At 54.3% G+C, this 14,166-nt stretch carries 14 protein-coding genes; 5 read left to right on the top strand and 9 right to left on the bottom strand.

What is annotated here, in order from left to right:
* Nucleotides 1-40: 40 nt before the first annotated feature.
* The 3 genes from OEV49_03360 to OEV49_03350 form a co-directional block, all read right to left on the bottom strand.
* Nucleotides 41-508 (bottom strand): hypothetical protein, encoded by a 468-nt coding sequence (locus OEV49_03360; GenBank protein ID MDH3890098.1) that lies wholly within the window; start codon nt 506-508, stop codon nt 41-43.
* 60 nt (nt 509-568) lie between these two features.
* The gene (locus tag OEV49_03355; GenBank protein ID MDH3890097.1) at nt 569-931 is read right to left on the bottom strand and encodes a hypothetical protein; all 363 of its coding nucleotides are present in this window, start codon (nt 929-931) and stop codon (nt 569-571) included.
* An 848-nt stretch (nt 932-1,779) separates the two neighbouring features.
* Nucleotides 1,780-1,932 (bottom strand): hypothetical protein, encoded by a 153-nt coding sequence (locus OEV49_03350; protein ID MDH3890096.1) that lies wholly within the window; start codon nt 1,930-1,932, stop codon nt 1,780-1,782.
* Nucleotides 1,933-2,155: 223 nt separating this feature from the next.
* Here OEV49_03350 and OEV49_03345 point away from each other — a divergent pair, with 223 nt between their 5' ends.
* The 3 genes from OEV49_03345 to OEV49_03335 all read left to right on the top strand — a co-directional run bounded on the left by OEV49_03345 (nt 2,156) and on the right by OEV49_03335 (nt 8,019).
* Entirely contained in the window at nt 2,156-2,977 is an 822-nt protein-coding gene (locus tag OEV49_03345; protein ID MDH3890095.1) for a DNA recombination/repair protein RecA, read from the top strand.
* Complete coding sequence (locus OEV49_03340) at nt 2,970-4,520, top strand: DNA polymerase Y family protein (GenBank protein MDH3890094.1); 1,551 nt, start codon at nt 2,970-2,972, stop codon at nt 4,518-4,520. The genes OEV49_03345 and OEV49_03340 overlap by 8 nt, the downstream gene beginning before the upstream one ends.
* A 400-nt stretch (nt 4,521-4,920) precedes the next feature.
* The gene (locus OEV49_03335; protein MDH3890093.1) at nt 4,921-8,019 is read left to right on the top strand and encodes an error-prone DNA polymerase; all 3,099 of its coding nucleotides are present in this window, start codon (nt 4,921-4,923) and stop codon (nt 8,017-8,019) included.
* A gap of 356 nt (nt 8,020-8,375) precedes the next feature.
* Here OEV49_03335 and OEV49_03330 read toward each other — a convergent pair whose 3' ends face one another.
* On the bottom strand, nt 8,376-8,768 hold the full coding sequence (locus OEV49_03330; protein ID MDH3890092.1) for a VOC family protein: 393 nt from the start codon (nt 8,766-8,768) through the stop codon (nt 8,376-8,378).
* A 400-nt stretch (nt 8,769-9,168) separates the two neighbouring features.
* Between OEV49_03330 and OEV49_03325 the strand changes: the two genes are divergently transcribed.
* Together OEV49_03325 and OEV49_03320 are read left to right on the top strand one after the other, a co-directional pair.
* On the top strand, nt 9,169-9,774 hold the full coding sequence (locus tag OEV49_03325) for a DinB family protein (GenBank protein MDH3890091.1): 606 nt from the start codon (nt 9,169-9,171) through the stop codon (nt 9,772-9,774).
* A 2-nt stretch (nt 9,775-9,776) separates the two neighbouring features.
* The gene (locus OEV49_03320) at nt 9,777-10,295 is read left to right on the top strand and encodes a DinB family protein (GenBank protein ID MDH3890090.1); all 519 of its coding nucleotides are present in this window, start codon (nt 9,777-9,779) and stop codon (nt 10,293-10,295) included.
* On the opposite strand, the gene OEV49_03315 is transcribed toward OEV49_03320, so the two are convergent.
* From OEV49_03315 to OEV49_03295, 5 genes are all read right to left on the bottom strand, one after another.
* Nucleotides 10,287-10,625 carry a DUF3179 domain-containing protein gene (locus OEV49_03315; protein MDH3890089.1) on the bottom strand — a complete coding sequence of 113 codons (339 nt, stop codon included), beginning with the start codon at nt 10,623-10,625 and terminating at the stop codon, nt 10,287-10,289. The genes OEV49_03320 and OEV49_03315 overlap by 9 nt on opposite strands.
* Nucleotides 10,626-10,628: 3 nt before the next feature.
* On the bottom strand, nt 10,629-11,651 hold the full coding sequence (locus tag OEV49_03310; protein ID MDH3890088.1) for a hypothetical protein: 1,023 nt from the start codon (nt 11,649-11,651) through the stop codon (nt 10,629-10,631).
* 111 nt (nt 11,652-11,762) lie between these two features.
* Entirely contained in the window at nt 11,763-12,548 is a 786-nt protein-coding gene (locus OEV49_03305; GenBank protein ID MDH3890087.1) for an HAD family hydrolase, read from the bottom strand.
* A 67-nt stretch (nt 12,549-12,615) separates the two neighbouring features.
* Nucleotides 12,616-13,560 (bottom strand): ribose-phosphate pyrophosphokinase, encoded by a 945-nt coding sequence (locus tag OEV49_03300; protein ID MDH3890086.1) that lies wholly within the window; start codon nt 13,558-13,560, stop codon nt 12,616-12,618.
* Between the two features lie 60 nt (nt 13,561-13,620).
* Entirely contained in the window at nt 13,621-14,160 is a 540-nt protein-coding gene (locus OEV49_03295) for a 2'-5' RNA ligase family protein (GenBank protein ID MDH3890085.1), read from the bottom strand.
* Nucleotides 14,161-14,166: the final 6 nt, after the last annotated feature.

The raw sequence follows: 14,166 nt of genomic DNA, 5'->3' as shown, positions 1-14,166 counted from the left end.
CAATGCCCCATAGGAGGATTCTGATCTGAAACCCGCCCACCTACATCTTGTCCCAGCTCCAGATGGCGTAGCGGCTGGCTTGATCCAGGGGGTGCCCGCACTCTTTGAGAGTTAGCAGGATGTTACCACGATGATGACTCTCGTGGGCGATGAAGTAACTGAGCATCGAGATCACACCCTTCTTAAGACAACGGCGCCGGGGAACCTGAGCCAGACAATCGTGCAGAAACGCCTCTACCCTCTCGCATGAATCTTCGAAGTTTTCTTTCAGCTTCGTGCGGTCCGGTTCTTCGTGGGTCTCGAACTTGTAGAGGTCCTTCGATAAATCACGCGCCCGGCTTTCAAGCTGCCACACCCGGTTGTTGTGCATGTGGGCAAACTGACGGACGACGTTGCGGCCGCCCCGTTTGGAGAGTGTGCATTTCATGCCGTCGCCTGAGATGTTGTCTATCAGGAACAGATTGATTCGGTTGTTGGTGCGCCAGGCTTCAAGCAGTTGTTCGATCATAGCAATATTGCCCTGTTTGTGAGAGACCCATCCGCTTGCTGCGGGTTTCTTTGTATCTTTTTAAGCAGTCTGCCGGCGTGTCAGTTTCCCCAACACGTGCCTTCCAATCAGATATCCCAAGAATATCTCCAGCGCACCGATAACGACATCGAAGTAATCCGTTTCGAACAAACCACTAACGTCATTATCAATAAGAGTCAGGAATTCCTGATTGCTGATCGATATATCCAGCGACATAACGAAGGCATTAGACCAAAACAACCAAAGTAAATAAACAGCAAAAACAAAAAGACAATCCCAATACCAGTACTTCTTGTTGATTCCAATGAACCGGAAAAAGATGTACCCACATGTACCCCACGCTAATGATTCCAACAATAAATCCACTGCGCCAAAAATAATCAGTTCCAGTAGTATTGACATAATTAGTTACCTTCTCGTTTTCCCTTCATATACCTAACGGCCATCCAAGTAATGCGTGGTTTGGCCTGGACGGGCTTTGTTGTCCATTTGGTAGCCGGGGCATATGTACAATCTATCTTCCGGTCTTCTATTGGTCAAGCTGGAAACCCTGTCCGGCAGGTGCATACCTTTTGAGATATGGAAGTGGTAAATATGTGATTGGACAGTCAGAATTTTTCCGTACCATATACTGCACAAATGAGCAGGCCGACCGATAGGATATAGAGTCGACAGGCAAGCCTGTCTCTGGCGACAAGTTCTGTAGGTCGAAACCCCTGGTCCGAAGGACTGTCCTGAGCGCAGTCGAAGGGCAGGTTTCGACAGCAGATGTCTATCATTTGTGTCCGTGTGATCTTCAGATCGCGCGGGTGAACAGCAGTTGTTTCTGTGACTGAGTCTGAAGACTCAGCCACCACAACGAAACAGGCAAGCCTGTCTCTGGCGCTACGCGCCCCCTGTGCATACAAGGAGGCGAAGCCTCAGAAACACGGCTTGACCGTAGAAGCACGGTTTGCCCGTAGAAACACGGCTTGACCGTAGAAACACGGCTTGACCGTAGAAACCCGGCTTGCCCGTAGAAGCACGGCTTGCCTGTAGAAGCACGGCTTGACCGTAGAAACACGGCTTGACCGTGTCACCCTGAGCGCAGTCGAAGGGTGAGACATTGAACGATCGGTCTTGTACGGCAGGTCTCTCTTCTTCTTGGAGACCTGCCAACAAAAGCGGGTTCACGCCGCGGCGCGCAGGCGAAGACGGACCCGCCCTACAAAATGAAATAAACAAGGTGCAAGGCACCAGAAAGTAGTTTGCTACTCTGTGAACACTGACAACTCCACCCACACGTCATTCCCGGCCACCTCTTCGTCATCCCCGGCCACCTCTTCGTCAGTCCCGGCCACCTCTTCGTCAGTCCCGGCCACCTCTTCGTCAGTCCCGTCCACCTCTTCGTCAGTCCCGTCCACCTCTTGTCATTCCCGCGAAGGCGGGAATCCAGTCTGTTCCTCCGTCGGTTCAAAAAAGAAGATGGACCCCCGCCTTCGCGGGGGTGACAGAAAAGGCGGGGGTGACAGAAAAAGCGGGGGTGATGGTGATTTATCACAGCGTGATTTATTACCACGTGATTTATCACAGCGTGATTTATCACAACTGCGACAGTTGATAATCCAAAAATGGCCCGAGGCTGTTTTGTCGAAAGACGGATTGTCGGAGCCGATTTTCCACACCGGTATCTCACGCCTTGATGCGCTTTTCCCCCGGCAGGGTATCCCCTATGGTCAACTGATCGAGATCACCGGCGCTGTCGGCTGTGGCAAGACAAGTTTGCTTTTTATGATGCTGGCCACTCTGACCAAATCGGGGACTGTGGCCTACATTGATCTTTCCGGTTCGTTCTTTCCGGCCGCGGCGGCCTCGTGTGGAGTTGATATTGAAAAACTTTCCGTCGTCAAGCCGGACAATTTCGTTATGGGCCTGCGTAGCGCGGAGTTGCTTTTGTCACATCAGATGGTCGATAGTGTCGTCGTTGACCTGACTTGTGCTCACCCTTCGACTGCGCTCAGGGTGACAGGCAAGCCTGTTTCTCGCGCTTTGCGCGCTGTGAAAACCACGAATCTTTCTTGTAAGGCGGGTCCGTCTTCGCCTGCGCGCCGCGGCGTGAACCCGCCACCATCGTCCAATCTGTTGCATCGGCTAAGGCAACAAGTCTCTCGTTCAAAAGCGTTGGTGATCTTTTTAACCGACAACTCAAGCGATTCAAGACAGTTCCTTCCGGCCAGCATGGTGGCCTTGCGGCTGGAAGTGTCGCGTCTGGTGACAACCAAAGACTCTTACTCCGCAACATTATCTCAACGCGTGGGGTCGGGGCTTGACCCCGACCGATCAGAAGGTGCGACACAAGGCCGCACCCTACGCGAAGAAAACACTGCCTGCTCACGAATAAATGTCACCGTCACCAAAAGCAGAATATCCGCAGAAGGTGCCCACGCCGAGGTATTGCTGAATGAATAACAAACGTATCGCCTGTATACTGATCGACACCTTTTCACTGGAGATGTTTTACCAAAAAGAACCATCGCTGGCCGCACAACCGTTCGTGCTCATCGAAGGCAGGCACAAAACAGCGCCGATTGCCGCCATGAACCAGCCGGCCCTGGAATATGGCGTACTCATAGGCAGTACCGCTCCACAGGCGCACGTAATCTGCCCCGACTTGATCGTCAAAGTGCGCAACACCGAGAAGGAAACAGATGAATCACAGAAATTGTTAAACGCGCTTCGCACAGTCGGCCCCTTTGTGGAGGACGGCATTTACACAAAAGGCATCTCCGGTGCGCTTGGTATCTTTTTGGAGGTAAGCGGGCTTATACTACTTTATCAAAATGAAACTACTATCGCTGAAAAGATAATCGTTGTTGTCAAGGCACTCGGTTATCCGGTAAAGGTAGGTATCGGTGACAACAAATTCATCGCCAGGGTTGCCGCAGAAACAACCGAGATCGACCATCACACTATTGTAAAGCAAAACGGTGGTGACACGTTTATACGGAATCTGGATATTTCACAACTGCAGCTATCCTCGGACACTCTCGAATCATTACGCAATTTGGGTCTCAAAACGATTGGACGGCTGGCTGAGTTTCCATCGAATGAAATGGCTCAGCGCTTCGGACATGAAGGGGCAACATTGTCGCATCTGTCGCGCGGCGATGATCGACAACAGTTTGTGCGTATCCATCCGGGGATGGATATTTCGAACAAGGTGCATCTCACCTATCGCATCTACAACACAGCCGCCATTGTAAATCACACCGAAAAACTACTGGCTCCCCTGTTGGCCCATCTGAAAGAATCAGGGCAAGGTTTAAGTCGGCTCACACTGACCCTGTTTCTGGACAACCGTCGCGAAGAAACCGTGATTGTATCGACTGAAAAACCAACTCTCTCCCTTACGAAACTCACACGACAATTACATTCCCAACTGGAACGTTTGCAACTCACCTCCGGTGTCACCGACCTGATCGTACTTATCCCACAAAATGCAACCGCACCGCTTCCTTCACGACAGCTTGGTTTCGATCATCGGCATAAACATCGAAAGGACGGCCCCCCTGGTAAGAACACTGTCTTGCCAAACCGCAACCTGTATACCGTAACCCTTAACCCGGCGCTGCTTCCGGAACAGAATTATTGCCTCTCCCCCATTGATGACACCAGGCGCAGCAAGCGCTCAGGCTCTGTCTCCACAGACAATTGTTCCGCCTTGGCCACGGTTGCATACTGTAATCATAACATTGGCGGGCTGCGACTTTTTCCGACACCGATAGAAACTGAAGCGATCATTCGCAACGGTAGACTGTCGGCCATTAAACATGGTCACGGTGCCATACAAAAGGTCGACCGATGGTTCGGTCCCTGGCGGCTTTCCGGAGGTTGGTGGCAGAGTGGTTTTGACCGTCTCTACTATGAGCTACACACCGACGACCGGCGTCAGTATCTTTTCTTTTTTGATCGCACATGTTCACAATGGTTTTTGCAAGGTGTTTTCGACTAGTGCACACAAGTGTGTTACTGTGCGTGGTGTACGTCCTCATACGCCACGCGGATTTGTCTGTGCTGTCAGGTGACTCGCCTGACAGCCTTTGGACTATACAACAAGTGTGTTACTGTGCGTGGTGTACGTCCTCATGCGCCACGGTACCAGTAGGGCAGGATCCCTGTGATCCTGCCGAAGTTGGCGGATTCGAAGACGGACCCGCCCACGAGTCATGGGTGGCCCATAGCTTGCTGTGGGGTTTTTGGTTTGTCGAGACCCGTCCTTCGACTGCGCTCAGGACGACCCTTCGGGCCAGGGGTTTCGACCTACAAAACCGTGCGCGTTGCAACCTCATGCTTCGACTGCGCTCAGCATGACACTACAACGCCGCCAAGCGCGAAAAAGTGATTTATCACCTATGAACTACGTTGAACTACACGCCCACACCAATTTCTCCTTCCTTGATGGCGCCGTACACCCGGAAGACCTTGTCGTGCGCGCCGCTGAGTTGGGCTATGGCTCCCTGGCCATCACCGACCACAACGGTTTATATGGTATCGTCAGATTCCACCAGGCTGCTGTCGCACATGGGATCAAACCGATTTTCGGCGCCGAGATCACACTCACCCACGGACACCATCTTGTGCTGTTGGTCAAGAACTCAGTCGGCTATGCCAACCTATCGCAATTGCTCTCAGAAGCCCATTTGCAAAACAAAAAGAACGAAGCAACAATCACTCGCGACATTTTGGCGCGACACTCTGAAGGATTGATCGCGCTCTCCGGTTGTATCCTGGGAGAAATACCGACGGCCCTATTGAACGATGATTATACCGAAGCACGACGTATAGCCGCACAATATCGCGACCTGTTCGGGCTGAACAATTTCTACCTGGAACTACAACACCATAATCTACCAACACATGAAACCCTGTGCGACCAACTGACACAACTCGGACACACTTTGTCGATTCCAACCGTGGCGACCAACAATGTCCATCACGCCACTCGCGACGGACGCCGCTTGCAGGATGTGCTTACCTGTATCAAGAACCACACCACGCTCGACGCGGCCAATGACTTGCTGTATCCCAATGCCGAAAGATACCTGAAAGCACCATCGCAAATGGTACGGCTGTTCCGACGCTACCCCGAGGCAATCGCCAACAGCGTTGCTATCGCCGAGCGCTGCAACTTTTCTCTGGAAGAGTTGAACACGACGTTACCCGACTTTGAAGTGCCGCCGCATGAAACTACACACAGCTATCTCAGACGCCTCACTTACCTGGGCGCCGACCGCCGCTACGACCAGATGACGCCGCAGGTATTCACACAACTGGAACATGAACTGCACATAATTGAGAAACTCCAATTGTCCGGATACTTTTTGATCGTCTGGGACATCGCTCGTTTCTGCAATGAGAACGGTATTCTCTGCCAGGGACGCGGCTCGGCGGCCAACTCGGCCGTTTGCTATTGTCTTGAGATAACCGCGGTCGATCCGATCAAGCTAAAACTTTTGTTCGAGCGATTCGTCTCCGAGGAGCGCACCGAACCACCCGATATCGATATCGACATCGCCAACAACCGGCGTGAAGAAGTCATCCAGTATGTTTACAACAAGTACGGTCGTCGTCATGCCGCTATGGTCTGTGAAGTAATCAGCTATCGTGGACGCTCGGCGGTGCGCGATGTCGGCAAGGCGCTCGGGTTCTCTCTGGACGAAGTCGACAAGCTGGCCAAGCTGCTGGATCATTTTTCGAGCGGCGATGATATGGATGAACAGATTATCGACGCCGGTTTCAACCGCCGCGACCGTCGCGTACAACTCCTGGTGCATCTCTGCGCCGAGATCGCCCGCTTCCCGCGTCACCTGGGTATCCATGTCGGCGGTATGATTATTACCAAACAACCGTTGTGGGAGGTGGTGCCGATCGAGAATGCCACCATGCCGGAGCGGTCCGTTATCCAATGGGACAAAGACGATGCCGAGGCAACCCGCTGCGTGAAGATCGATCTACTCGGACTGGGCATGCTTTCGCTTTTGGACGAAGCGTTCACACTGATCAAAGAGCAACGCGGCGTCACTATAGACCCGGCCAAACTGTCCTACGATGATCCACGGGTGTACGATCTGATTTGCGCCGCCGACACGGTTGGAGTGTTTCAGGTGGAATCGCGCGCCCAGATGAACCCCCTGCCCCGCCACAAACCGCGAAGGTTCTATGACCTGGTCGTCGAGGTCGCCCTGATCCGACCGGGACCTATCCAGGGTGACATGGTGCATCCCTATCTCAGGCGACGCAACGGCGAGGAAGCAATCACCTACCCGCATCCCTGCCTCGAACCGATTCTCGAACGGACTTTGGGTATCCCCCTGTTTCAGGAACAGGGGATGCAGGTTGCTGTGGCCGCGGCCGGATTCACACCCAGCGAGGCGGATGAACTGCGCCGCGCCATGGGGCACAAACGTTCGCACGAAAAGATGCGAGCCTTGGGTGAACGGTTGATCAACGGCATGAAAAACAAAGGTATCCCCCACGAAGCCGCCCTGCGCATTTTCGATCAACTGTCCGCCTTTGCCGATTTCGGATTCGCCGAATCGCACGCTGCCTCGTTCGCTCTTTTGGTTTATGTCTCGGCTTATCTCAAAGTGTACTACCCGCAGGAATTCTATTGTTCGCTTTTGAACTCGCAACCGATGGGCTTCTACAATCCGTCGACCGTGGTCTACGAGGCGCAACGACGCGGTTTGGAATTCTTGCCGGTCGATGTTGCGATAAGCCGATGGGATTGTACCGTGGAAGGCAAATCGATTCGCCTCGGGTTTTGCCAGGTGAAGAGTTTGGGCGAGGCGGCCAGGGATCTGATCGAGCGGGAGCTTGACGCCGGGCCGTTTGCCTCGATCGAGGATTTTATGCACCGCACCAAACTCAACCAGGGCGCGCTGGAACAACTGGCTATGACCGGCGCTTTTGATTGTTTCGGATACAGCCGCCGTCAGGCGCTTTGGCAAATACTCTCACTGGTGCACCAGGAACAGGGCGCTTTGTCGATGGATACCGATGAGCGGGGTGACAAACTGCTTGATGAGATGACCACGATGGAAACATTGGTCGCCGACTTCAAGGGACTGGACTTGTCGACCCTGCCGCATCTGATGAGCATGATGCGTCCATCGCTTAAAGCGCGCGGTATTGCTTCGGCGGCTGATCTTTTTGAGATGTCGACAAGGAAGATCGTTCGAACGGCCGGGGTGGTAATAATCCGTCAACGTCCGATGACGGCCAAGGGGTTTATGTTCATCACACTTGAGGACGAGACCGGGTTTGCCAATATCGTGGTCAAGCCGAACATGCTGACTCGTTTCCGCAAGGTGATTGTGCGTTCGCGGGCACTTTTGGTAAAAGGAACACTTGAAAAAAAGGACGGCGTAGCCAACGTGATCGGCGTCCACTTCGAACCAATGACCTTGAACGGTGAAAGAATCAAGTTAAAGAGCAGGGACTTTCGGTGACATCGAGTAAAACGCCTTGTCATTCCGGGCTTTGACCCGGAATCCAGTCTTCGCACAGACAACTGGATGCCGGATCAAGTCCGGCATGACAGAAACCGACAAGTCTGCTGATATCTCATCATCTCGAAACCCGGACTAAAGTCCGGGTCACCCCCCCACCAAAACAACGGCAGCACCATAGAGATGCTGCCGTCCAATCATCCATCAGTCTTCGAGGACAGGAGTGCCCTCACTCCTGCCGCGTGTGGCAGGTCTGCCGGGTGCCCCACAGCTTGCTGTGGGATCTCCGGATGTCGAAACCCGCCTCCGGCCGTCCTTCGGACCAGGGGTTTCGACCTACATAAGAATCCGGTCGGCTACTCACCCTTCGGGAAAGTGATCATGCCGAACGTCGCGCCGCCCGGGTCCTGAACGACACAAAAACGACCAACACCCGGAATGTCCGCCGGTCCGTGCATGACCTGGCCGCCCAGTTCCGGCGCTTTGGCCGCAGCCGCATCAACATCGTCTACGGTAACATATGACATCCAGTGCGCTGGTACTTGTTCCGGGACTTCCGGCGGCATCGTCATCATGCCACCGGCATCTTTGTCACCGACTTTCATCAGCGTGTATTTCATGCCGGGCATGCCTGAGTCGGTCGGGCTCCAGCCCAACAACTCGGAGTAGAACTTGGAAGCGCCTTCGGTGTCGCGGGTCATCAATTCGTTCCAACAGAACATACCGGCGGTAGGTTTTCCTTCTGACATTAATTACTCCTTTCAAATTGCCAAGCCGAAACCGACTGAGCTTCGACCTACACGATTGGTTAGTGATGTCAGCAAGTATACGTACAGGGGAGCAGGAAGTCTATCACATTTTTTGCACCAGCATTCAGGTGCTGTTGGGCGACCCCGCCCGATAGCTACCGTGCTACACCGAGAAAGGCAGGCACGTCGCCTGACTGCACCTAACAACTGTTAAGGCCGGGTACCCGATTCATAGCCCGCACACTCAGGTTGACCGAAGGCTTCGCAGGTCGTAACTTGTGCGCAGAAGTAGGGCAGAACCGTTTCTGGTTCTGCTGTTCCTCCATGGCGGATTCACGCCGCGGCGCGCAGGCTAAGACGGACCCGCCCTACTTGGACCGCCGATGGTGAAACCGCTGAGATGGTTTCATTGTACGAGATCAAAGATTGGATTCCTGCTTTCGCAGGAATGACACACGTCAAGAAGGAACGTTTTATGGTAACACTGATGCGATGGATTGACCGCAAGTTCAACTTTGATTTCCCGGTCGGGATGCTCCCCTGCATAGTTGAACGATTGCGTGGCATGCCGTTCAGGTTGGAAGAGATGACGCAATCACTGTCGGAGGAAGCTCTGGGGCGGCATATTGACAACGGCTGGTCGATCAAAGAGCACATCGGGCATCTGTCCGATGTACATCCGTTGTGGGACGCACGCCTTGAGCAGCTATTGTCGGGTGTCGACGAATTGGTCGCGGCTGACATGTCAAACCGCAAAACACAAGAAGCCGATCACAACGCGCGTGCGCTGCCGGACCTGTTGGCCGACTTCGGTCGGTTGCGTTTGAACTTTGTGGCCCGGCTGGAGCGGTTATCGGATGACGATGCCGCCCGCTCGGCCATGCATCCGCGGTTGAGTCAACCGATGCGAATCGTCGACCTCGCCTTCTTCGCCGCCGAACATGACGACCAGCATGCCGCCCTGATCACACAGTTAATCAAAGCCCTGCCCGGTGGAACGAAGTGACCATGGCGACGGTTATCAAATGGCGTGACCGAGCCTTCACGTTTGAAGCTCCCGCGGGATTGTTCCCCGGCTTTGTCGAGCGACTGCGCGGTACTCCGGTCCGTCTGGAAACTCTGGTGCACTTTTGTCCTAAGACTTCAATGACCAGAAGACCGGTCGGTGGCTGGTGCCTCAACGAGCAGCTCGGCCACCTGATCAATGCCGATGTCGTGTTCAACCGGCGCCTTGACATGTACCTGGAAGCAGCCCAGCCGGAGAGTCTCATCGACGTAATCAAAGCGTTGAAAGAGGTTGCTGATTACCGCGACGATGCGACGACTGAATTGTTAACCGAGTTCCGACGGCAGCGCGAGGCCTTCGTGCGCAGGTTGGAAAAACTCGACGAGGCCCAGGTGCTGAAGTCCATCGAACTTCCCGACATTAAGATGACCATGCGGCTTTTGGACCTGGCCTGGTTCATCGGTGAACACGACGACCAACATCTGGCGGAAACAACAAGACTGATTCGAAGCCTATCGTGAGTCGCCGGGCAAACTGGTGTCACTTGCAATACCGTCGCCGGGTTGGTACTCTTCCATCAATTTGCTGTCCGGATGACCACCAAACCAGATGTTCCAGGTGGTGTTGAGAAACGGCATTGGTTGCACCATACGTCCGGCGTACTGACCGGCGATCCCCCATAGTACGCAACCGCAACCGAACCCGGCCTGACCCAGATTGACCGGATACCATATTGTCTCGGTCTCGTAATCATAGAGGACAAACAGATCGTCATACAGCCACCCGCTGGCCGACAGAGTGAGGACATTACCGTCTATCTCGCGGCCGTACACGACGGCCTGCCCGGCTATCGGTCAGTAGGTGGCGGCAACGAAGATGCTGTCGAAAAAGTCGTCATCGACGATTTCACGCGACAGCATGTCCTTGAGCTTATAGGCTCGGCTCTCACCCAGCAGAGTGATACCAAGCATGGGAAAGTCCTCGTCCGGTTCCGGATAATCGCCGTCACCGGGCGAGGAAAACACCGGGTCTATGATCGGTTCCAACGAGAACGGCCCGTAACCACCATGGAAATCGTGCACATCCATACCGTAATAATGTACACCGTATGAAATGTCCCATGGCTTGCCGGTATTGTCGACTATGACCACCGTGTCGTACACGTCGATTCGTGCCGGTGCACACGCCGGGGGCGGCGAACCGTTGCGCATCATGAAGTCGACCAGGAACACCAAATCGGCAATGTCGATACGTCCGCTGGCGTCCAGATCGGCTTCGTTGGTGCAGAATGGATGGGCTCCTCCTGTGAAAACAAAGTCGACCAGAAAGACCAGGTCTGCAATGTCGACGCTCTCGGCAGTATCCCCATCGACATTCCCCGTTGATCCCCCACAACAGGGATACTCCACAACGAACACATCGGTATGCTCCGCTCCGGCCTGCCAGTCTCCGCCCTCCGGCGCCAGCATCTGCAGGTAATCGAAAGTTACCAACGATTCCGGCTGATCAGCCGCCCATTGCGCATAGCTCCATCGTTCGCCCGAGTACCAGGCCCATCTGCCTTCAACGACAACATCGGAGCCACCTATCCAAGCCGTATCCTCGGAGGCCAGCAAAGCTAAGACCAAATCCTGCTCGGCCTGAGATGTGATGGCCGCAAGCTGTCCCCCCAGCGCGAGGGCCGAGTCGCGCGCTACGAGCCATGAAATCGGTTCATCGGTGCGAACTACCTGGTAGTTGGATTCGGACGCGGACGCCGACTGGCAGGCAGAGGCTGCCCAGCAGAACACGGCCAACGACAAGATAGCCACGAACACCCCGGAAGACCCTGCCAATGAAGATTTATCTTTCCCACCCAAAGTAGCTCGGTCGCTCATGATGCACGTTCCTTGTTGCTGGTGAGCGTATACTCTGTTGCTACAGTTGGTACGTTATCATGCAACCATTGGTTGGCGGTTCGACTGATGGGACGAGCAGCTGGTGTCTTCTCAAATGTTGGGAATGGCACCGGCAAGTTCGGTGAGGTCGGCCAGCTCTGCGTCCGGTCGGATGGTGTCATCGCCTGTCCTGCCGTCGCGGTTGATCCACGCTGAGAACATCCCGATTCCCAACGCCCCTGAGATATCCGTTCTGAGATTGTCACCGACCATGACCGCAGCATCGACCGTCAGACCCAATCGTTTCAACGTCAGGTCGAATACTTGTCGATCAGGTTTGCCGATGCCGATTTCACCTGATACTGTAACCACTTCGAAGTGGTGTCGCAATCCGGACAGGTCCAGCTTCTCGTTTTGAAGACCGACTTCGCCGTTGGTAAGTAGAGCCAGGCGGTACGATTCCTTGAGGTGATTCAGAACAGTTTCAATCTCCGGAAATGGACCGGCTCGCCTTCTTCGTTCGGTTGGAAAGGTCGCCGCCAGATGTTCGGCAAGACCTTCTTCTTCGATCCCCTGTCGTTTCAGCGCCGAACGCCAGGCATGAAGGCGATACTCAGGCAACCATTCGCTTAGCTGTCGAGCTTCATCACTGTTTGCCACAGGCGTGGCCCATAGTCCTTCATACGAGGCTATGCCTACCCGTTCGCAGTATGGGTGTAGGTCCGATGCGCGCCATATTTCGCGAGCCGTACTTCGCATGGTCACCACCAGTTCATCCGGCGCTTTGTCATAGCGCTCAGCCACCGGCGTCAGCGTTGCGCTTAGTGCTCTGAGGACATCTCGCACACTGGGAATCAGCGTGTCGTCCAGATCGAAAATCACAGCTTTGGTTTTCACTTTTCTCTCAGTTGAAGTTGTTGGGGATGGCGAGATATCCTATGTGAACGAACAGATCGGCGGCACATCATCCGAACATCTCGCTGACACTTTCGCGGTTGTAAATACGTTTCATAGCATCACCGAATAGCGGCGCCACCGACACCGTCTCAATTTTGTCTGAAAAGGTCACCGGCTGATTCTCAATACTATCAGTAATCAATAGCTTGGTGATGGGGCTTTCGTGAATTCGCTCGATGGACCCAGCCCCCAGTACACCATGAGCCACCATCGCATACACGCCGCGCGCGCCATGCTTGATAAGCTGCTCCGCCACAGCCGTCAATGTGCCGCCGGATATAGTGAAGTCATCCACGATCAAGGCGGTCTTGTCCCGGACATCGCCGATGACCGCCATCACCGCGGCCGTCTCATCGTGGGCGGTCCGTTCTTTGTCGGCGATGGTCAACGAGACCCCGAGATGCCGGGCGTACTTGCGCGCCTGCTTAACGAAACCTGAGTCCGGAGAGACAACCACCAAATTGTCCAGCCCGAGTTTTTCCACGCGGTCACACAGCGCCGGTAGCGCGTACAGATTGTCGACAGGGACACGAAAGAACCCTTGAATCTGCGGGGCGTGCAGGTCCATCGTCACAACCCGATCGACGCCGGCCGCTTCGATTGCATCGGCCACGACGCGCGCTCGGATCGAAACGCGCGGCTCGTCTTTTTTGTCACCTTTGCCGTAGCTGAAATACGGTATCACCGCCGTCACCGACTCGGCACTGGCCCGTTTGAAGGCATCTATCCAGAACAGCAGTTCAACCAGGTTATCATTGGCCGGGAAAACCGTTGACTGTACGATGAAGACATCTCGTCCGCGCACGTTTTCAAGTATGCGCACAAAAGTGTTACCTTCGGAGAACTGAATCGCTTCACCATTCCCCATCGGCACGCCGAGCCAGGTGCAGATCGCCCTGGTGAGCTTACGACTGCCGCTGCCCGCAAAGATCATCATGTTATCACCATTCATGTTCATTCTACTGCCCTTAGATACACCTCCGGCCGGATGCCCCGCGACCAGATGCAATGATCATCGACCCAGAGGTATCTTCCATTTAAGTTCACCTACCTGTCCCTCACTCTCACGAATAAACGCTATGTGGTCAACGACAAACCTCCAGTTGTAGGTCTCAAAAGCCAGTTCGCTCATAGCCTGCCGAAGATTCTCTCTGTCTACATCCTCGTAGGCAAGACTAATGTGGGGCACCCATACTTCGGGAGCGTACAACAGGCTTAGGTCATCGCATGCCCCTGCGACCGTTTGCCAAAGCTGTTTATGCAGACCGGATAGAGCCTCATTTCGGACAACCACCATGTACACCACCGGATTCTCGCCGGTGAACAGCCCCAGCCCGGCTGTGCTTGCTGGAAAGGGAGCTATATCCGTGGATAGCTGCCGGACCAAATCTTCCAACCGCTCGAAGTCATAATGTTCGGCAATATTCCAGGAAAAGTGCGGGTACGGCGTAACTCGAATCCCGTTCAGTCCGCACCGTTGTTCAAGGCGATCCCAGATCGCTTCGACCTGTTCGTAGAATGGATCCGGCAACAATGTGACCAGTCCGTGCATCGTGCC

The sequence above is a fragment of the Candidatus Zixiibacteriota bacterium genome (genome assembly GCA_029860345.1).
GTDB lineage: Bacteria > Zixibacteria > MSB-5A5 > GN15 > FEB-12 > JAJRTA01.
The sequence above is the reverse complement of the archived record's forward strand: the minus strand, read 5'-3'. Positions and strand labels throughout refer to the sequence as shown.

What these genes read in the sequence shown, in the direction of transcription:
- OEV49_03355 (MDH3890097.1), bottom strand. Translation starts at nt 931, where the DNA reads ATGTCAATACTACTGGAACTGATTATTTTTGGCGCAGTGGATTTATTG.
- OEV49_03320 (MDH3890090.1), top strand. Translation starts at nt 9,777, where the DNA reads ATGGCGACGGTTATCAAATGGCGTGACCGAGCCTTCACGTTTGAAGCT.
- OEV49_03360 (MDH3890098.1), bottom strand. Translation starts at nt 508, where the DNA reads ATGATCGAACAACTGCTTGAAGCCTGGCGCACCAACAACCGAATCAAT.
- OEV49_03335 (MDH3890093.1), top strand. Translation starts at nt 4,921, where the DNA reads ATGAACTACGTTGAACTACACGCCCACACCAATTTCTCCTTCCTTGAT.
- OEV49_03295 (MDH3890085.1), bottom strand. Translation starts at nt 14,160, where the DNA reads ATGCACGGACTGGTCACATTGTTGCCGGATCCATTCTACGAACAGGTC.
- OEV49_03330 (MDH3890092.1), bottom strand. Translation starts at nt 8,768, where the DNA reads ATGTCAGAAGGAAAACCTACCGCCGGTATGTTCTGTTGGAACGAATTG.
- OEV49_03325 (MDH3890091.1), top strand. Translation starts at nt 9,169, where the DNA reads ATGGTTTCATTGTACGAGATCAAAGATTGGATTCCTGCTTTCGCAGGA.
- OEV49_03310 (MDH3890088.1), bottom strand. Translation starts at nt 11,651, where the DNA reads ATGAGCGACCGAGCTACTTTGGGTGGGAAAGATAAATCTTCATTGGCA.
- OEV49_03300 (MDH3890086.1), bottom strand. Translation starts at nt 13,560, where the DNA reads ATGAATGGTGATAACATGATGATCTTTGCGGGCAGCGGCAGTCGTAAG.
- OEV49_03340 (MDH3890094.1), top strand. Translation starts at nt 2,970, where the DNA reads ATGAATAACAAACGTATCGCCTGTATACTGATCGACACCTTTTCACTG.